19 protein-coding genes are annotated in these 17,782 nt (G+C 72.0%); 10 read left to right on the top strand and 9 right to left on the bottom strand.

Annotated elements, in window-relative coordinates:
- The first annotated feature begins 48 nt into the window (after positions 1–48).
- Both F5972_RS10620 and pruA read left to right on the top strand, forming a co-directional pair.
- Positions 49–960, top strand: a complete 912-nt coding sequence (locus tag F5972_RS10620) for a proline dehydrogenase family protein (RefSeq protein WP_150933252.1) — start codon at positions 49–51, stop codon at positions 958–960.
- The gene (pruA, locus tag F5972_RS10615; RefSeq protein ID WP_150933251.1) at positions 960–2,633 is read left to right on the top strand and encodes an L-glutamate gamma-semialdehyde dehydrogenase; all 1,674 of its coding nucleotides are present in this window, start codon (positions 960–962) and stop codon (positions 2,631–2,633) included. Before F5972_RS10620 ends, pruA begins: the two co-directional genes overlap by 1 nt.
- 48 nt (positions 2,634–2,681) lie before the next feature.
- On the opposite strand, the gene F5972_RS10610 is transcribed toward pruA, so the two are convergent.
- Positions 2,682–3,695 (bottom strand): NADPH:quinone reductase, encoded by a 1,014-nt coding sequence (locus F5972_RS10610; RefSeq protein ID WP_150933249.1) that lies wholly within the window; start codon positions 3,693–3,695, stop codon positions 2,682–2,684.
- Between the two features lie 180 nt (positions 3,696–3,875).
- Here F5972_RS10610 and F5972_RS10605 point away from each other — a divergent pair, with 180 nt between their 5' ends.
- Both F5972_RS10605 and F5972_RS10600 read left to right on the top strand, forming a co-directional pair.
- Positions 3,876–4,262 carry a winged helix-turn-helix transcriptional regulator gene (locus F5972_RS10605; RefSeq protein WP_150933247.1) on the top strand — a complete coding sequence of 129 codons (387 nt, stop codon included), beginning with the start codon at positions 3,876–3,878 and terminating at the stop codon, positions 4,260–4,262.
- A gap of 106 nt (positions 4,263–4,368) precedes the next feature.
- On the top strand, positions 4,369–4,938 hold the full coding sequence (locus F5972_RS10600; RefSeq protein ID WP_150933246.1) for a copper chaperone PCu(A)C: 570 nt from the start codon (positions 4,369–4,371) through the stop codon (positions 4,936–4,938).
- A 4-nt stretch (positions 4,939–4,942) separates the two neighbouring features.
- Here F5972_RS10600 and F5972_RS10595 read toward each other — a convergent pair whose 3' ends face one another.
- The 4 genes from F5972_RS10595 to F5972_RS37980 form a co-directional block, all read right to left on the bottom strand.
- Positions 4,943–6,004 (bottom strand): hypothetical protein, encoded by a 1,062-nt coding sequence (locus F5972_RS10595; protein ID WP_150933245.1) that lies wholly within the window; start codon positions 6,002–6,004, stop codon positions 4,943–4,945.
- 89 nt (positions 6,005–6,093) lie between these two features.
- A complete protein-coding gene (locus F5972_RS37990; RefSeq protein WP_225311359.1) occupies positions 6,094–6,381 on the bottom strand; it encodes a PP2C family protein-serine/threonine phosphatase in 288 nt (95 codons plus the stop codon).
- Entirely contained in the window at positions 6,333–6,515 is a 183-nt protein-coding gene (locus F5972_RS39315) for a SpoIIE family protein phosphatase (RefSeq protein WP_225311358.1), read from the bottom strand. The genes F5972_RS37990 and F5972_RS39315 overlap by 49 nt, the downstream gene beginning before the upstream one ends.
- A gap of 439 nt (positions 6,516–6,954) precedes the next feature.
- Complete coding sequence (locus F5972_RS37980) at positions 6,955–7,218, bottom strand: alpha/beta fold hydrolase (RefSeq protein WP_225311326.1); 264 nt, start codon at positions 7,216–7,218, stop codon at positions 6,955–6,957.
- Here F5972_RS37980 and F5972_RS37975 point away from each other — a divergent pair.
- Entirely contained in the window at positions 7,217–7,450 is a 234-nt protein-coding gene (locus F5972_RS37975; protein ID WP_225311325.1) for a hypothetical protein, read from the top strand. The two genes, F5972_RS37980 and F5972_RS37975, sit on opposite strands and share 2 nt — an antisense overlap.
- Positions 7,451–7,555: 105 nt before the next feature.
- Positions 7,556–7,972, top strand: coding sequence for a CBS domain-containing protein (locus tag F5972_RS10580; RefSeq protein WP_150933242.1), 417 nt, complete (start codon positions 7,556–7,558; stop codon positions 7,970–7,972).
- A gap of 117 nt (positions 7,973–8,089) precedes the next feature.
- On the opposite strand, the gene F5972_RS10575 is transcribed toward F5972_RS10580, so the two are convergent.
- The 3 genes from F5972_RS10575 to F5972_RS10565 form a co-directional block, all read right to left on the bottom strand.
- On the bottom strand, positions 8,090–9,190 hold the full coding sequence (locus tag F5972_RS10575; RefSeq protein ID WP_225311324.1) for an ROK family protein: 1,101 nt from the start codon (positions 9,188–9,190) through the stop codon (positions 8,090–8,092).
- Between the two features lie 194 nt (positions 9,191–9,384).
- Positions 9,385–9,894, bottom strand: coding sequence for a hypothetical protein (locus F5972_RS10570; protein WP_150933238.1), 510 nt, complete (start codon positions 9,892–9,894; stop codon positions 9,385–9,387).
- A gap of 74 nt (positions 9,895–9,968) precedes the next feature.
- Positions 9,969–12,362, bottom strand: a complete 2,394-nt coding sequence (locus tag F5972_RS10565) for a ThuA domain-containing protein (protein WP_150933236.1) — start codon at positions 12,360–12,362, stop codon at positions 9,969–9,971.
- 362 nt (positions 12,363–12,724) lie between these two features.
- Here F5972_RS10565 and F5972_RS10560 point away from each other — a divergent pair, with 362 nt between their 5' ends.
- The 3 genes from F5972_RS10560 (at position 12,725) to F5972_RS10550 (ending at position 14,500) form a co-directional block, all read left to right on the top strand.
- Positions 12,725–13,135 carry a hypothetical protein gene (locus tag F5972_RS10560; protein WP_150933234.1) on the top strand — a complete coding sequence of 137 codons (411 nt, stop codon included), beginning with the start codon at positions 12,725–12,727 and terminating at the stop codon, positions 13,133–13,135.
- A gap of 85 nt (positions 13,136–13,220) precedes the next feature.
- Positions 13,221–13,691, top strand: a complete 471-nt coding sequence (locus F5972_RS10555; protein WP_150933233.1) for a DUF6789 family protein — start codon at positions 13,221–13,223, stop codon at positions 13,689–13,691.
- The gene (locus F5972_RS10550) at positions 13,688–14,500 is read left to right on the top strand and encodes an SDR family NAD(P)-dependent oxidoreductase (protein WP_150933231.1); all 813 of its coding nucleotides are present in this window, start codon (positions 13,688–13,690) and stop codon (positions 14,498–14,500) included. Before F5972_RS10555 ends, F5972_RS10550 begins: the two co-directional genes overlap by 4 nt.
- Before the next feature lie 79 nt (positions 14,501–14,579).
- Here F5972_RS10550 and F5972_RS10545 read toward each other — a convergent pair whose 3' ends face one another.
- Positions 14,580–15,005: a PPOX class F420-dependent oxidoreductase gene (locus F5972_RS10545; protein WP_150933229.1), complete on the bottom strand. Its 426-nt coding sequence runs from the start codon at positions 15,003–15,005 to the stop codon at positions 14,580–14,582.
- A gap of 544 nt (positions 15,006–15,549) precedes the next feature.
- Here F5972_RS10545 and F5972_RS10540 point away from each other — a divergent pair.
- Positions 15,550–17,781, top strand: a complete 2,232-nt coding sequence (locus F5972_RS10540; protein ID WP_150933227.1) for a M4 family metallopeptidase — start codon at positions 15,550–15,552, stop codon at positions 17,779–17,781.
- Position 17,782: the final 1 nt, after the last annotated feature.

Genomic DNA, 17,782 nt, shown 5'->3' with positions numbered 1-17,782 from the left:
GGCGGATGTCCGTGGAACTTTGGTGACGTGCGGATTTAGCCTGTGACCATGCTCGGTTCCCTGCTTCTCGCGGGCTCACGCAGCCCGCTCGCCCGCCGGGCGGTGTCGGGCTTCCCGCTCACGCGCAAGGTCGTCGACCGCTTCGTGGCGGGAGAGTCCGCCGCCGACGCCGTCGAGACGGCGCGGCGCCTGACCGGCTCGGGGCTCTCCGTCACCATCGACCATCTGGGCGAGGAGGTCCGCGACTCCGGGGCCGCCGTCGCCGCCGCCAAGGCGTACGTCTCGCTGCTGGAGGCGCTGCGGCCGCTCGGCCTCGGCGACCGGGCCGAGGCGTCGGTCAAGCTGTCGGCCGTCGGGCAGGCCCTCGACCCCGGCCTGGCCCTGGAGAACGCGCGGCAGATCTGCGCCGCGGCCCGGGAGTGCGGCTCCACCGTCACCCTGGACATGGAGGACCACGCCACCGTCGACGCGACGCTCGGCGCGCTGCGCGCGCTGCGGGAGGACTTCCCGGAGACGGGCGTCGCGATCCAGGCCTACCTGTTCCGCAGCGAGGCCGACTGCCGCGACCTCGCCGGGTCGCGGGTGCGCCTGGTGAAGGGCGCCTACGCCGAGCCCGCCTCCGTGGCCCACCAGCGCAGGGCCGACGTGGACCGCGCATACGTGCGGTGCCTGCGGGTGCTCATGGCGGGCAGCGGTTATCCCATGGTGGCCACGCACGACGACCGGCTGATGGCGATCGCCGAGTCGCTCGCGGTGAGCGCCGGGCGCGGCCCCGGCGACTACGAGTTCCAGATGCTCTACGGCATCCGGGCCGACAGGCAGGCGGCGCTGGCCGCGGCCGGGTCGCGGGTGCGCGTCTACGTTCCCTACGGCGACGACTGGTACGGCTACTTCATGCGCCGCCTCGCCGAGCGCCCGGCCAACGTCGCCTTCTTCCTTCGCGCTCTGAGGGGTGGATGATGGATTCGATCACCGACGTCCCGGTGCCGGCGAACGAGCCGGTGCACGGATACGGGCCCGGCAGCGCCGAGCGCGCGGCCCTGGAGACCCGGATCAAGGAGCTGGCCGGGTCGTCCCTCGACCTCACGATGACGATCGGCGGCGAGCGGCGCATGGCCGGCGGCGCCCCGATCGACGTCGTGCAGCCGCACAACCACGCCGCCGTGCTCGGCCGTACGGCCGACGCGACCGCGGCCGACGTCCGGGCGGCGGTGGACGCGGCGCTGGAGGCCGCGCCGCGCTGGCGGGCCCTGCCGTTCGAGGAGCGGGCCGCGGTCTTCCTGCGGGCCGCCGAACTGCTGAGCGGCCCCTGGCGGGCCACGTTGAACGCGGCGACCATCCTCGGCCAGTCGAAGTCGGCGCAGCAGGCCGAGATCGACGCCGCCTGCGAGCTGATCGACTTCTTCCGGTTCAACGTCTCCTACGCCCGCCGGCTGCTCGCCGAGCAGCCGCAGTCGTCGCCGGGCGTGTGGAACCGGTTGGAGTACCGCCCGCTGGAGGGCTTCGTCCTGGCGATCACGCCGTTCAACTTCACCTCCATCGCGGCCAACCTGCCGGCCGCGGCGGCGCTGATGGGCAACGTGGTGGTGTGGAAGCCGTCGCCGACGCAGCAGTTCTCCGCGCACTTCACGATGCGGCTGCTGGAGGCGGCCGGGCTGCCGCCCGGTGTGATCAACATGGTCACGGGCAACGGCGCGGCCGTCTCCGATGTCGCGCTGCCGCATCCGGAGCTGGCCGGGATCCACTTCACCGGCTCGACGGCCACCTTCCAGCACCTGTGGCGCACGGTCGGGGAGAACATCGCGGGCTACCGCGGCTACCCCCGGATCGTCGGCGAGACGGGCGGCAAGGACTTCGTCCTCGCCCACCCCTCCGCGGAGCCCGGCGCGCTGGCGACCGCGCTGCTGCGGGGGGCGTTCGAATACCAGGGCCAGAAGTGCTCGGCGGCGTCCCGGGCGTACGTGCCGCGCTCGCTGTGGGCGCGCATGCGCGACGACTTCGTCTCGGCCGCCGAGTCGCTCACCGTCGGCGACGTGTCGGGCGACCTGTCCACGTTCATGGGCGCCGTGATCGACGCGCGGGCGTTCGCCAAGCACCGGGAGGCGATCGACCGGGCCCGCTCGACGGACTCGATCGAGGTCCTGACCGGCTCGTACGACGACTCGACCGGCTACTTCGTGCGGCCGGCGGTGCTGGAGTGCGCCGACCCGGCCGACGAGGTCTTCGTGAAGGAGTACTTCGGCCCGATCCTCGCGGTCCACGTCTACGACGACGCCGCGTACGACACCGTGCTCGACCAGATGGAGAGCGTGAGCCCGTACGCGCTGACGGGGTCGATCATGGCCGAGGACCGCTACGCCGTCGAGGCCGCCACGGAGCGGCTGCGCTTCGCGGCGGGCAACTTCTACGTCAACGACAAGCCCACCGGGGCGGTCGTCGGGCAGCAGCCCTTCGGCGGGGCCAGGGCCTCGGGCACCAACGACAAGGCGGGCTCGATCTTCAACCTGATCCGGTGGGTCAACGTCCGCACGGTCAAGGAGACCTTCGTGCCGCCGGTAGTAGGCGGGCCGTACCGCGGCGACGTGCCGCAGGGCGGCTGGCAGCAGCCCGACCTGGGCACCCTCGGCTACTGACCGCCCTCCCCCGCCGCCGCCACACCGACGGCGGGGGACACCGGACCGTCACGCCGTGGGGTCGACGATCACCTTGCCCACCGCACCGTTCTGCAGGGCGAGCTGCGCGGCGGCGGTTTCGGCCAGCGGGAAGCGAATCACCGGCAGCCCGTGCTCCTCGCCCACTCCCATCGCGCCGTCCCGCACCGCCGCCATGACGTCGTCGGCCGCGATCGCCATCCGCTCGGCGCTGGTGAAGAGCAGGAGGAACTGGAACCGGGCGTTGAGCTGCAGGCTCCGCAGGATGTCCAGCTCCACCGTGGGGCTGTCGTCGGCGTAGACCGCGACCGTGCCGCCGTTCTTGAGCACCGCCAGGTCGAGATCGATGTTCTTCGCCACGGCGACCTCCACGATGACGTCCACGCCGTCCTTCGCGACCGCGCGGATCTCGGCCGCCGGGTCGCCCTCTCGGTAGTTGACCACGTGGTGCGCGCCGGCCGCGGTGGCCAGCGCCGCCTTCTCCGGCCCGCTGACCGTGGTGATCACGGTGGCGCCGCTCCATCGGGCGAGCTGGATCGCGGCGTGCCCGACCGCGCCCGCCCCGCCGGCCACCAGCACGGTGCAGCCGTCCAGCGCCTTGGGGGCAAGGCGCCGCGGACCGCCCTCGGCGACGGTGAGCGCCCAGTGCGCGGTGAGCGCGGGCACCCCGAGCGACGCGCCTAACTCGAACGACGCGTCCTCCGCCAGCGGCCGTACCCAGGACGCGGGTACGACGGTGAACTCCTGGGCGGTGCCGGTGTTGTAGCCGAACCCCGCCGTCATCACCCACACCCGGTCGCCGGGCGCGAACGCCTCGACGCCCGGACCGACCGCGTCGATCACGCCGCCGCCGTCGTGGTGCGGGGTCACCTCGGGATACGGCATCGGCCACATGTCGCTGGAGCGTGCCCTCAAGTCGGTCGGGTTGATACCGGAGGCGTGGATGCGGATACGGACCTCGCCGGGCCCGGGCTCGGGCACGTCACGCTCGACGAGTCGCAGGACGGAGGGATCACCGATCTCGCGGTACACGACGGCTTTCATCTTTCCTCCATGGTGGTGTGACTGGGGCGGTCTCGCCGCGGGGTCGAAGCCACGAGCTGCGACCGGGCGGCGCCGGGCATGACTCAAGGCTGCCGACGCCCGCCGGAAAGCACAAACGCCCCGTAACCGACTTACCAAAAGTAAGTTGTCCAGCACGCAGAATCGGCTTACGTTGGGTAAGTGACTTGTCCGGGTACGCACCCGCCGTCCTCCCCGTGGGAACAGAGCGACGCGACCGAATGCCGCCGTGCCAGCCATACCCTGGAGCTCGTCGGCCAGCGCTGGGCGGCCGGCATCCTGCTGGCGCTGGCCCGCGGCTCCGAGCGGTTCACCGAGATCGCCGCGTCGGTGGGCGGCATCTCCGCGCGCATGCTCTCCGTCCGCCTGAAGCAACTCGAGAGCGCGGGGCTGGTCGACCGTACGGTCATCCCCACGACCCCTGTCTCGGTGCGCTACCGCCTCTCGCCGCAAGGAGCCGATCTCGTCACCGCGCTGCGACCCATCTCCGACTACCTCCAGCGGTGGAACGACAGCGTGGTGGACGCGGCCGGCGTAGCCGATGTCTGAGGCCTGATGTCAGGCCGCTGCCCGACGTGGGGAGGTTCCGGGAGGTAGGGGGCGCGATTTCGGGTACCGAGGGCGAAAGACGCTCCGCGAGCGAGCCGAGGTCGACATGCGTAAGTTCCTGGCAGCTCTTCTCGTCGGGGCCGCGGCCCTGACCGCCGCCTGCTCCGACATCAAGCAGGACTGGTACACCCAGACGATCCCGCAGAACGAGGGGGCGAACGCGAACCTGCCCGGAGTGCTGCTCCGCAACGCGTTCGTCATCGGCCCGCAGACACCGGCCGCGCCCGGCGCCGACATGCCGATGTACCTGACGCTGCTGAACGAGAGCGGGCGCTCCGACCGGCTCGTGTCGGTGGACACCGGCGGCGTCTTCCGGGAGGCCCGCCTGCCGGCCGGCGGCCTGGAGGTGCCCGGCGGGAAGTACGTCGGCGGCACGGCGCTCCCCCAGGTGCTGCTCGCCGGCCTCACCCGCCCGCTGACCGCCGGCGCCGTGATCCCCATGACGTTCCGCTTCCAGAACGCGGGCGAGACGCGGGTGAACGTGCCGATCCTCCCGCCGGGCGAGTGGAGGGCGACCTACTCTCCCTGGCCCGGAGTGCCGGAGCCGTCGCCCGCTCCCTCGCCCACCCGCTCGCCGACCCCGCTGCCCACGGGCGCGCCGCCCACGCCGGGCTGACCGGTCAGCGGATCGCCGGGTTCGCCGCGATGATCTCCTCCGCGACGGCGCGCAGGCGGGGAAGGTACGCCGTCACCTCGCGGGCCCGGCGGCGCAGCGCGTCCGGCGAACCGGCGCCCAGATCGGCCGCCAGGTCCGCGAACCCCGCCACGTGCCCCGACACGTGGCCGGTCTCCCCCGGCGCGTCCGCCGCGAGGATCTTCAGGCACCGGGCGTACGTCGCGGCGATCCAGAAGACGGCCTCGCGGTGCAGGCCCCGCACGAGGAGGTCGCGGCTGCCGTCCACGACGACCGGCCGGGCCGCCTCGGTGATGTCGGAGGAGAAGGGGAACGGCGTGCGGGCCACGGCCGCCGCCGCGTCGAAGGCGCTCGTCATCGAGACGAGGTGGGCGCCGATCCGCTCGCGGGTCAGGTGCGCGCAGCCGAGCAGGCCCAGCAGTTCCTCGTAGACGTCCGTCCGGCCGTACGCGTGGAGCAGGTCGCGGACGGCCGGGTAGCGCAGCCGTACGGTGGGGTTGCGCAGACCGGCGGTGAGGAGCACGTGCGTCGTGATCCCCGCGGGGAACAGCCAGGCCGTGACCTGGTCGTGGAACGGCCCGTCCGGGTGGAGCGACGCGAGGCCGCCGGTGATCCTGCGCTCGGCGTCCTCGCACCGCAGGCGGACCCACCGCCGTTCGGCGAAGCCCGCCGAAACGGCGGCCCGCAGGCGGGCCAGCCGCCCGGTCGGGTCGGCGATCAGGGTCGCGGGGTCGTCGGAGCGGAAGGCGCCCGCCAGGTGGCAGGAGGCCAGTACGTCCCGCGCCGAGGCGATCTGGTTCCAGGACAGGTACGTGACCTCCACGAGCACGCCCTCGAACGGGATCTTGCCGAGTTTGGGGGGCGCGACAGGGTCGGTGACGACAACCGCCACGTCGACGTCCGAGGTGGGCGGCAGCACCGCGCCGGGATCGGCCCAGGCCGCCGAGCCGGTCAGGAAGGCCCCGGCGAAGTCGGCGGCGGGGGCGGCCTCGGCGGCAACCCAGCGGGCCGCCGCCGCCCGCGCGTGCCGGACCGGTGTTCCTCGCATGATCCACAGTGAAGCACAGGGACCCGCGCGTCCGCTCAGGGCATCCGGACGGCCGCGTGGGGCCGAGGGCGAGGGAGCGCCGCCGGGGATCAGGTGGGGATCTTGAGCACGACGACGGCGATGTCGTCGCGGGGCAGCCCGGACTGGAAGGCGACCGCCTCGTTCACGACGGCCTCGGCGATCCCCGCCGCCCCCATGGCGCGGGAGGCGCCGAGCAGGCGCCGCAGCCGCTCCTCGCCGTACATCTCCTTGTCCCTGCGTCCCTCGACGACGCCGTCGGTGTAGAAGAGAACCGCGTCGCCGGGGGCGAGGTCGACGTCGACGTCGGTCAGCCTGACCCTGGGCAGCAGGCCGAGGACGTTGCCCGGCCACCCGATCTCGCCGACCGCGTCCCCGCTCGCCCACCGGCCCGCAGGGTGTAGCGGGCCAGGCTGGTGACGACGGCGGCGTCCACCCCCTTGCCGCACACGTCGCCGACGGCGAGCGCCCAGCCGCCGGCGATCTCGTACATGTCGTAGAAGTCGCCGCCCACCAGGTCTCCGCGCCCGGCGGGCCGGAACGCCCCGGCGACCTGGAGTCCCGGGATCTCCGACAGGACCGGGGGGGATGAAGCCGCGCTGCAGTGTGCGGGCCAGCTCCCGCGCCTCCGCCTCCGACCACTCGGCCCGCTGGCGGGCGCGCAGCAGTCCGCGCTCGTACTGCCGGCGGTCCGTCGCCGCGAACAGGCAGAAGGGGTGACCGTGCGGCCCCACGCCTGCCAGGTGACGGCGCGGTTCAGTCCGGCCTTCTGCCGCATGTTCCGGCCGGGGCGCTCGATCGTGCCGGTGGCGGAGCGGACCATGGTCGTGATCGTCAGGTCTTCCGCCAACCGTACTGAAGGGCGTCCCGGAGCGGATCCCAGCGAGATATGCAGCGTTCCCGTCCGCTGGTACCTCCGTGGAGCGGGCACTTCAGGGTGCGGCCCGCCTTGCCGGAAGCGTGGGCAACGCACCGCTCACGGTCCTCAAGCACCACATTTTGATCGCCGCGATGGTCTCGTCGGGCGCGCTCAGGTTGGGGCAGTGCCCGGTCGCCCGCATGAGCACCAGCTCGCTGCCGGGGATCGACTCGTGGACGAACCTGCCGACCTCCTCCGGGGCGATCACGTCCTGGGCGCACTGCAGGATGAGGCAGCGCACCGGCACCCGGGCCAGGTCGGCACGGTTGTCGGACATGAACGTCACCGTCGCGAACCGCTTGGCGATCTCCGGGTCGGTCCGGCAGAAGCTGTTGGTCAGCCCGGCCCCACAGCTCGGGGCGGTCCGGGTTGCCCATGATCACGGGTGCCATGGCGCCGGACCAGCCGAGGTAGTTGCTGTCGAGCGACTCCAGCAGTTCCTCGATGTCGGCCTTGCTGAAGCCGCCGGCGTAGCCCTCGTCGTCGAAACCAATCTCCGTCACGTGTGATTCCGAAAGCGGCCGTGTACGTGGCGCGGTCGGGGGTAGACGGCCTGGATCCCCCGGCCAGCGGGAGCCCCGGCCGCGGCAGGCACATCGAGGAGAGGAGAAGGCATGACGACCGCTCGCGACATCATGACCCCCTGGGCGGAGTTCGTGCGCGCCGACGAGACCGTCTACGACGCCGCGGAGAAGATGGCCCGCCTCGACGTGGGCTCGCTGCCGATCTGCGGCGCCGACGAACGGCTCAAGGGCGTGCTGACCGACCGCGACATCGTCGTGAAGGTGCTCGCCCGGGGCAAGGACCCCCGGTCGTGCCAGGCCGGTGAGCTCGCCCAGGGCGAGGCCGTCACGATCGGCGCCGACGACGACGCGGCCGAGATCCTCGACACGATGGCCTCGCACAAGGTCCGCCGCCTGCCCGTCATCGACGGCAACAAGCTGGTGGGCATCATCGCGCTGGCCGACGTGGCCCGCGCCCTGCCCGACGTGCCCGTCGGCGACCTCGTCGACGCGATCAGCACCGACTGACGCGGGCCGCCGTGCGGCAGTCGATCGCGAGCCCCGGCCGGTGAGCCGGGGCTCCGTGTGTCCGGCACACGTCCGGCACGCGCGGCCGAGCGGGACACGCAGCGGGACACGCACGGCTCAGCGGGGCACGCCGTACGCCTCGTCGCTCACGAGCCTGGCCGCGCCGATGACCGCGGCGTGCTCGCCCACATCGCTCAGCACGATGGGCAGGTTCTTGGTCGCCAGGGGCAGCGAGCGCCGGTAGATGACGCTGCGGATCTCGGCGAGCAGGACGTGGCCCAGCACCGCGAGCCCGCCGCCCAGCACGATGAGGCTCGGGTTGAAGAACGACACCAGGCCCGACAGCACCTCGCCCACACGCCGGCCGCCGGTGCGCACCAGCTGGAGGGACGTGGCGTCGCCGGCGGCCACCGCCTCGGCCACCGCGGCGGCGCTCAGCGTCCCGTCGCGTTCGAGAAGCTCCCCGAGCATGGGCGAACGCCCCGACCTGACCGCTTCGAGGGCGTCGCGGGCCAGCGCCTCGCCGCCGAAGGTCGCCTCCAGGCATCCGCTGTTGCCGCAGGCGCAGACCGCGTCGGAGTCGGCGACCTGGATATGTCCGATGTCTCCGGCGCAGCCGTCCATGCCGCGATAGAGCTCGCCTTTCGCCACGATTCCGCAGCCGACGCCGGCGCCGATTTTGACGAACAGGAAGTTCTCGACCGTGCGCGCCGCGCCCGCGTGTTGTTCGCCGAGGGCCATGACGTTGACGTCGTTGTCCAGCACGACCGGGCATTCGAACCACCGGGCGAGAAGATCGCGAACGGGGTATCCGTCCCATCCCGGCATGACCGGCGTCGCCACGGTGATTCCGCGGCGGAAGTCGACCGGGCAGGGAACGCCGACCCCGACTCCGAGGGGTTGCTCCACTCCCGCCTTGGCGAGTAGCCCGCGAGCGCGTTCGGCCGCGAGTTCGAGCACCGGTTCGGGACCCTGGCGCACGTCGCATTCGGTGCGTTCGAACGCGACGATCCGCAGCCTGCCGTCCGTGATCGCGACGGACACCGCGCCGGTGTCCACGGCGATCGCGACGAATCTGATGTCGCCCGCGATATCGATGACGGTCGAACGCCGCCCTCCGCGGGATGCGGCCGGGCCGATTTCGGCAATAAGGCCCAGGGCCGTCAACCGGCCGAGTTCCGCCCCCATCGTCGTACGTGACACTTCGAAGTGGTCCACCAGCTCAATGCGGGATCGAGGACCGGCATCACGTAATCGCGTGAGTATTCTGGCCTGCAGTTTCGTTTCGGGGCGGCCTGGGACCGATGTATCCACCCGATAAGTTTCTCACCAGGCGCGCGTGGCTTGTCACTCGGCGGGAACGCGAATTCGCGTGCCAATGTGGGACGCGGGACTCTTTCCGACCGCGCCGGTCATCCCGCCTCACCGTGATCGGCGACCTGGCCGAAGGTCCGGTCGCGGGCCAGGTCCGACAGCCGCACCGTGTCCACGCCGTCGCAGACCAGTTCGGTCGAGGCGATCACGGCCCGCACCGCCGGGGTGTCCGGTCCCGGCAGGGCCACGGTCGCGGTCTGCAGGTAGGTCCACTCGCGCAGCGCCTTCAGCGACGCCTCGGGGAGCCGGGCCGAATACTCGATCACCAGGGCGTCGTCCTTGACGAGCAGGTGATCGAGGCTCGTCCTGCTGGGGATGTCCTCGTCGGAGGGGTCGTAGAAGGACTTGGCCGGATGCGTCCAGGAGGTCGTCTCGCCGGGGGCCGTCCGCGGCCGCAGGTCGCACGTGACCGGAGACTCCGCCGTACCGGCCGCGGGCACGGCGGCGGAGGAGGCCGCGGATGGAGCGGCGGACGTGGCGCCGCCGCACGCGGCGCAGAACGCGAGCGACGTCACGGCGAGTGCGACCCGGGCGAGGGCCTGGCGCATGGATCACTCCTGGTCTGGTCGGAAAAGGCGCCGGTGGCCCGGGCGCGGCGCGCGCCCGGGCCACCGGGAGGGGGTCAGCGCCCGCTGACCATGAGGGAGGCCGAGCGGGAGAGGACCTCGCCGGTCGGGTCGGTGATGCGGACCCGGTACTCGGAGCCGGAGACCTCCGGCGCCGCCGTGACGGCGATGGCGAAGGACGTCTCGCCGGTCATGTCGGCCCAGTCGGCCGAGCCCGGCGTCTTCACCTGCCACTGGTAGGCGACGTTCTGGCCCTCGGCCGGCGCGGAGAAGACCGCGACCTCGCCGGCGCCCACGGCCGTCGTCTTGGGCTGGGACACGAAGCCCAGGTGGACGCTCTTGCCGTCGAGGTTCCTCATCCAGGTGACGAGCTCGTGGGCCCGGTCCCGGAGCACGCTGTGCGCGCGCCCGCCCTGGCTGGAGTCGATCAGACGCCGGAGGGTGGTCGCCTGCGTGAGCGCGTCCGCGTAGTCCTTCACCAGGTAGGCGTTGTACGACGCGGTGAGCGCCTGGTTCAGGTCGGCGGCCGTGCCGGCGTCGATGGAACCGTCGGCGGTGCCGGCGGCGACGAGCTTGCGCACCTCGTCGTGGCTGACGCAGTTCGCCTCGGTGCGGCCGGCGGCCCACTTGATGCCCTCGAGCATGTTCTTCTGGAACAGCGGGTCGAGGGTGTTCTGCCAGTTGTGGAGGAGCGCCTGGGTGAAGGAGCGTCCGCCGTCGTAGTTCTGGCACCAGGAAATCGGGTGGTCGGCGCCCTCGACCCGGCCCGCGCCGGCGCCGATGCTGCCGACGTAGGTCGACTCGTTGAGGGTCTGCAGGACGTGCGTCTTCTGGCGCGGCAGGCCGACCCAGTTGTAGAGCTCGTCGACGAGCTTCATCCGCTCGGGGAACTGGCTGGTGGCCGGGTTGGTGTCGTCCTCGGTGACCAGTTCACCGATGTTGCAGGCGCCGCAGGTGTTCTGCAGGCCGCTGCCGTTGGAGCCGTGGTTGTCGAACTCGCCGCCGGTCAGGCCCTTGTACCAGTCCCACCCGTGCATGGAGTCGGTGGCGCCGTGCAGGGCGACGAAGCCGCCGCCCTGGTTGACGAACTGCTTGAGCACGGCCTGCTCGTCGACCTTGACGTTCGGGTCGGCCTGGGTGGGCCGGGCGGTGGAGAACACACCGTTGCCGACGCTGGAGACACCGATGACCACGTCGTACTTCGACAGGCGCTCGATGCTCTCGAACGGGTTCGGCACCGACACGTCGGGGGCGAGGTAGTCGTACACGTCGACGTCGAAGTTGTTGGTCCGGCCCAGGTCCTGGATCACGGCCATGGTGAGCGGGATGTGCTCGTGCCGGAAGGCGCCCGGCTGGTTGCCGAAGAGGAGGACCCGGAACTTCGGCTTCTTGTTGATCACGGACGCGCCCGGGAGCCGGAAGGGGGCGCGGTCCATGCCCGCCGCCGCGCTCACGGTGACGCCGGTGGCGACGTCGGGGTGCTGGACGCCGCGCAGCTCCTCCACCAGGTAGGCGGCGTCCTTCACAAGGGAGTCGCGCATGTAGCCCTCGGGCACGACCTGGGCGGCCAGCGCGCCGAAGCTCGTCAGGGCGGACACCGCGGCGTCACCGCCGGCGTCGGCCTGGGCGAGCAGCGCGAGCAGGCGGTCGCCGTTCGACGCCGAGACCTTCCGGGCGGTGACGTACCGCTGGACCAGGGCCCGGAGGTCGCCGACCGAGGTGGTGATCTGGAAGGTCAGGGTGTACTTCGCACCGTTGCTCGCGGCGTCTCCGAGAGCGACCGCCCAGGTGTGCGCGCCGACGGACAGGGTGGCCGGGTCGAGCGGCAGCGGGTATGCCCACTTGCCGTCGATCCACATGTCCCGCACCGCCGCGCCGCCCGACCCGGGGGTGGGGTCGGTGCGCGTCGGGGTGATGGAGGAGGCCGCCGCGCTGTGCGCCACCTTGCCGCCGGCGACGCCCGGCCACGCCGCGACCGGCGGCTTGGTGTCGATCCGCACGCTGATCGTCTTGGCGGCCGAGGCGTTGCCCGCGGCGTCGACCGCGACGTAGCGGACGGTGCTGTTGCGGTCGCCCCTGACGACGTAGGTCGCCGTGCCGCGGTTGCCGTTCCGCACGGCCGGCACCGTGACGGCGGCGTCCGTGCCCACCGTCACGACGAACGACGCCACGACGTCGTCGTCGGTCGCCGACAGGTTCAGCGTCACCTCGTCGTTGGTGAACCAGCCACCGGTGCCGGTGGTGGTCGACGGGGTGTAGGCGGTGTTCGTCGCGCCGTTGTAGTTCGGCTCGGCGACCGGTGACAACGTGGCATTGTCGAGGACGGGCGCCGCTCCGGACTCCGCTGCGGCGGCGGGACCCGTGGAGCCGAGCACCAGGGCCGGCACCGCGAGCACAGCGGAGGCGAGGGCCGATCGCGACCGCAGTCCGGATCGTGTGCGTGAGGACATGTCACTCCTATGTCGGGACAGAAGTGCATCGCGCTTCGGACGCCGACCCCACGAGCGCCGACCCGGTGAGGCGGTGATCTACGGTTAACGCGACGACTCTCGGAAGTGTGAGCCGCGTCTCTCATCTTTGTCAACGATGCACACTAACTTTCGCCGATTGCATGGAAAGTTACGAGCATCAGTGAAATAGTTCATTGGAACGTGTCAAAGTCCATCCGACTCAAGCGGAAGGGGCCGACACCTCCATCGCCGGGCGAGCTGAGTCCTGTTTGAGGCTGACCGTGGGGGTATGTCGGCTCTGCGGCAGGGACCTGGGCAGGCGTCCGGCCCACCGGCTCTGGCACGACGCGGGAGGGGACGCGATGACCGAGGACACCGGCGCGGGCACGCCACGGCGTTTCACGTTCGACTTCGATCCCCGGTTCGCTCCCCTGCTGTCGGTCCTGGGCGTCCGCCCGGAGACCGCCGGGGTGCTGGTGGGCCCGGGCACCCTGCGCGTGCGCTTCGGGCCCTGGGTGGTCGAGACTCCGCTGGCCAACGTCGCCGGCGTGGAGACGACCGGCCCCTACTCGCCGTTCCGGGCGATCGGGGTCCACGTGTCGCTCGCCGACCGGGGGCTCACCTTCGGCACGAACGCCCGCCGGGGCCTGTGCGTACGGTTCCACGAGCCGGTCCGGGGCGGCGAGCCGTCCGGGCTGCTGCGCCACCCGGGGCTGACGGTGACGGTAGACGACCCCGGAACGCTGGCCGACCGGCTCTCCCAGCGCCTGTGACGCGCGCCCGGGCCACCCCTTCGGCAGATCCCTTGTGCCACACCCATGTGGCACACCCTGTGACACACCCCGGAAAGGAGACTCCGTGATACGCCGACTCGCCCGGGGCGCCGCGGCCGGCGCGCTGGCCACGCTCACGATGAGCGCGGTCATGCTCGCCGGGCAGCGGGCCGGGCTGATGCCGGGCCAGCCGCCCCGGCACATCGTCAGAGCGGCCCTGCCGGGCCACCGGCACCGGCCCAAGCGCGGGGAGAGAACCCTCGGCGCCCTCGCGCACCTGGGCTTCGGGGCCGCGACCGGCGCGGCCTTCGGCGTGCTGACCGGGAACCGGAGGCCCACGGTGCGGTTCGGGGTGGGCTACGCCCTGCTGGTCTGGCTGGGCGCCTACCAGGGCTGGGTGCCCGCGCTGAACATCCTGCCGCCGGCCTCGCGCGACCCCGCGCGCGGCCGTCCCGCCGTCATGGCCGCGGCCCATGTCGTGTACGGCGCCACGCTCGCGCTCGCGGTCGGCGCGCTGCGCCGGGCGGGCGGAACACCAACGAAGGAGGACAGATGACGACCCCGGACAGGCAGCTCGCCCTCGTGACGGGCGCCTCCAGTGGCATCGGTTACGAGCTCGCCAGGCAGTTCGCCCAGCACGGGTTCGACGTGGTGGTCACCGCGGAGGACGACGAGCTGGCGAGCGCCGCCGAGTCGCTGCGGGAGTACGGCGGGCAGGTGATCACGGTGCGCGCCGACCTCACGCGGTACGACGAGGTCGAACGGCTGTGGACGGAGACCGTCGCGGTCGGGCGTCCTCTCGACGCCGTGGCGGTCAACGCGGGCGTCGGGGTGGGCGGCGAGTTCGCCCGCGGCACGTCGCTGGAGGCCGAGCTCGGGCTCATCGAGCTGAACGTCACCTCGTCGGTCCATCTCGCCAAGCGCGCCGTCGCGGCCATGACCGCGCGGGGCGCCGGACGGATCCTGTTCACCTCCTCGATCGCCGCGCTCATGCCGGGACCGTTCGAGGCCGTGTACGCCGCGAGCAAGGCGTTCCTCCACTCGTTCGCGGAGGCGCTTCGGGGCGAGCTGAAGGACTCGGGCGTCACCGTCACCTCGCTCATGCCGGGGCCGACCGACACCGAGTTCTTCGAGCGGGCCGGCATGCGGGACACGAAGGTCGGCGCGGGCCCGAAGGACGACCCGGCCGAGGTCGCGAGGCAGGGCTTCGACGCGCTGATGAAGGGCGACGACAAGGTGATCGCCGGTTCGTTCACGAACAAGGTCCAAGGCGTGGCGAGCAGGATCACCCCCGACCGGGCCAAGGCCGCCATGCACCGCCGCATGGCCGAACCCGGCACGGGCGACGCCTCCGGAGACGAGTAGAGCGCTCGGGGCGGCGTGAGGCCGCGGCGCGGGACCGGACGTCCCGCGCCGCGGCCTCACCGCGTCAGAGGGACGCGGGTCAGGCGGCCATCTCCTTGTAGGCGACGACCTTGCGCACGCTCAGGCGCACGAGGAGGGCGCCGGGGACGCCGCCCCGCTCGCCGCACTCCTCCGCGTGCTCCTCGCCCAGGTAACGGCCGCCGATCTCGGCCGCCCACCGCCGCACCTCGTCGAGATCGTCCGACAGTGCCGCCTCGCCCTCGATCATCACGAACGAGTACGGCGGACGCTGGTCGTCCACGCAGAGGGTGGCCCGGGGGTCGCGGCGCAGTTCCCTGGCCTTGACGCTGCTCTCGTGGGTGGTGAAGACCACGTCGCCGCCGTCCAACGCGAACCACACGGGGGTCGCGTGCGGACGCCCGTCCATCCTGGTGATCGCCAGCGTGCCCGTGCGCGTCTCCGCCATCGCGAACTCGCGCCACTCCGCCTCGGTCATCTGGTCCATGGTCCGAAAGTAACGTCCGCCGGGACGTGCGGGTATCAGCGCGCTCTCACCGCACCGTGCCGTCTCACCGCACCGTGCCGTCTCACCGCACCGTGCCTGTCTCACCGCACCGTGCCTGTCTCACCGCACCGTGCCCGTCTCACTGCTGCGCGCGGTGTCCCTCCATGCCCATCTCCCGCAGCATGCTCAGCTTTTCCCGGCTTTTCCGTATATGTACGGATACTTCTACGGATATTCAGGCACTGATCACGGCTCTAGCGTCACGGCAGAGGCCGCCACCCCCCAGCCGGACCCGGCCCACCACTACGGACCCCTACTCCGGCCGCGACGACAGAGCAAGGAGCACCGTGACGTGACCTCTTCCTAGGTTCCGGGCGACGCGGGCGGGCCATCCTCGCCCCCGCTTCCCCGGAACCACGCGTTTCTCTCCCTCACCCCCCGATCCCACCGTGTCCGCCGCCCGGCCTCTCCCCCGGCGGCGCGACCGCCGTCGCCCGCACACCCACGCGGGCGCGGCGTGGGAGGCAGAGAAAGGACGACGCCCATGAGGCGTGGAGCACTGCTCGCAACGGCCGCCGCGCTGGCCCTGGCCGGCCTGGCCGCCCCCACCACCGAAGCGGCCGCCAAACCCCCGCCGGGCAGCCAGGAGCTGGTGCGGTCCGCCGCGGCCGACCCGGCGCAGCGCGCCGCGGCCGCGGCCGACCAGGCCGTCGCGAGCGGCCTGGACGACCTGCGCGTGACCCCCAACGAGAGCTACCGGCGCAGCGCCGTGACGGCGGGCGCCGGCGGCATGTACTACGTCAGCTACGAGCGCACGTACAAGGGCCTGCCGATGGTGGGCGGCGACGCGGTCGTGGTCGCCGACGGCAACGGACGCGTCCGCGACACCTCGGCCGCCTCAGGCGCCACCACCCTGGGCGTGTCGACCACGCCGTCGGTGAGCGCCGCGAGCGCCACGGAGACGGCGAAGACCGTGCTGACCCGGGTCGACGACAGCGCGGCCCCGCGCCTGGTGGTCCTGGCCTGGGGCCACAAGCCGCGCCTGGCCTGGGAGGCCGTGGTCTCCGGCCTCGCCTCCGGCCATCCGAGCATCCAGCACGTGTTCGTCGACGCGGCCACCGGTGAGATCGCCGACTCCTACGACCAGGTCAGGGAGGGCACCGGCACCGGCTACTACTACGGCACGGTGACCATCAACACCAGCGGCTCCGGCTCGTCGTACTCGATGACCGACTCCACCCGCAGCGGCCTCAAGTGCGGCGGGCAGAACGGGTCGGCCTACACCGGCACCGACGACGCGTGGGGCACCGGCAGCGGGACGAACCTCGAGACCGCCTGCGTGGACGCGCTCTACGCCGTCCAGCGCGAGTGGGACATGCTCTCCAGCTGGCTCGGCCGCAACGGCATCAACGGCAGCGGCGGCGGCTTCCCCACCCGTGTGGGCCTGTCCGACGTCAACGCGTACTGGAACGGCAGCTACACCAACTTCGGCCACTCGCAGGACAACGCCCGCCAGGCCACCTCGATCGACGTGGTGGCGCACGAGTTCGGCCACGCCATCTTCCAGACCACCCCCGGCGCCGCCGGTTCCGGCAACGAGAACGGCGGCATCAACGAGGGCACCGGCGACATCTTCGGCGCGCTCACCGAGGCGTACGCCAACAACCCGAACGACGCGCCGGACTACCAGGTGGGCGAGCTGGTCAACCTCGTCGGCGACGGGCCGATCCGGTACATGTACAACCCGTCGCTCGCCGGCGACCCCAACTGCTACTCCTCGTCGATCCCCAGCACCGAGGTGCACGCCGCGGCCGGTCCGCTGAACCACTGGTTCTACCTGCTCGCCGAGGGCTCCTCGCCCGGCGGCGGCAAGCCGAGCAGCCCGATCTGCTCGGGCGGCCCCTCCTCGGTGACCGGCATCGGCATCCAGAAGGCCGGCAAGATCTACATGGGCGCGCTGCAGCGCAAGACCTCGACCTGGAAGTACGTCAACGTCAGGACCGCGTCCGTGGCGGCGGCGGTCGAGCTGTACGGCGCGAGCAGCACCGAGTGCGCGACCACCAAGGCGGCGTGGAGCGCGGCCGGCGTGCCGGCTCAGTCGGGTGAGGCGAGCTGCAGTTCCTCGGGCAACGACTTCTCGATGTCGCTCAGCCCCACCGCGGGCACCGTGGCTCCCGGCTCGGCGGCCACCACGACCGTCTCGACGTCGACCACCTCGGGGAGCGCGCAGACCGTCGCCCTCACCGCCTCCGGGCTTCCGTCGGGGGCCACCGCGTCCTTCAGCCCGTCGTCGGTGACCTCGGGCGGCTCCTCCACCCTGACCATCGCCACCAGCGCGTCGACGCCCTCCGGCACCTACCCGGTGACCATCACGGGCACCGGCTCGTCGGGCGGCCACACCGCGACCTACACCCTCACCGTGTCGGGCACCTCCGGCGGACGCACGTTCACCAACGGCACGGACTACACGATCAACGACCTCACGACGATCACCAGCCCGATCACGTCGACCGCGAGCGGTAACGCGGTGTCCCCGGTCCAGCTCAGCGTGACCATCTCGCACACCTGCGCCGAGGACCTGCGGATCAGGCTCCAGGGCCCGAACGGCACCTGGTACACCGTCAAGTCCAGCGGCGGCGTCAGCTGCACGTCGTTCGGCACCCGCACCTACTCGGTCGCGGTCACCCAGCCCGCCGCGGGCACCTGGACCCTGGAGGTCAGGGACCAGTACACCCTCGACACGGGTTATCTCGACTCGTGGAGCATCACCGTCTGAG

The sequence above is a fragment of the Microbispora cellulosiformans genome (genome assembly GCF_008728085.1).
Lineage (GTDB): Bacteria > Actinomycetota > Actinomycetes > Streptosporangiales > Streptosporangiaceae > Microbispora > Microbispora amethystogenes.
The sequence above is the reverse complement of the archived record's forward strand: the minus strand, read 5'-3'. Positions and strand labels throughout refer to the sequence as shown.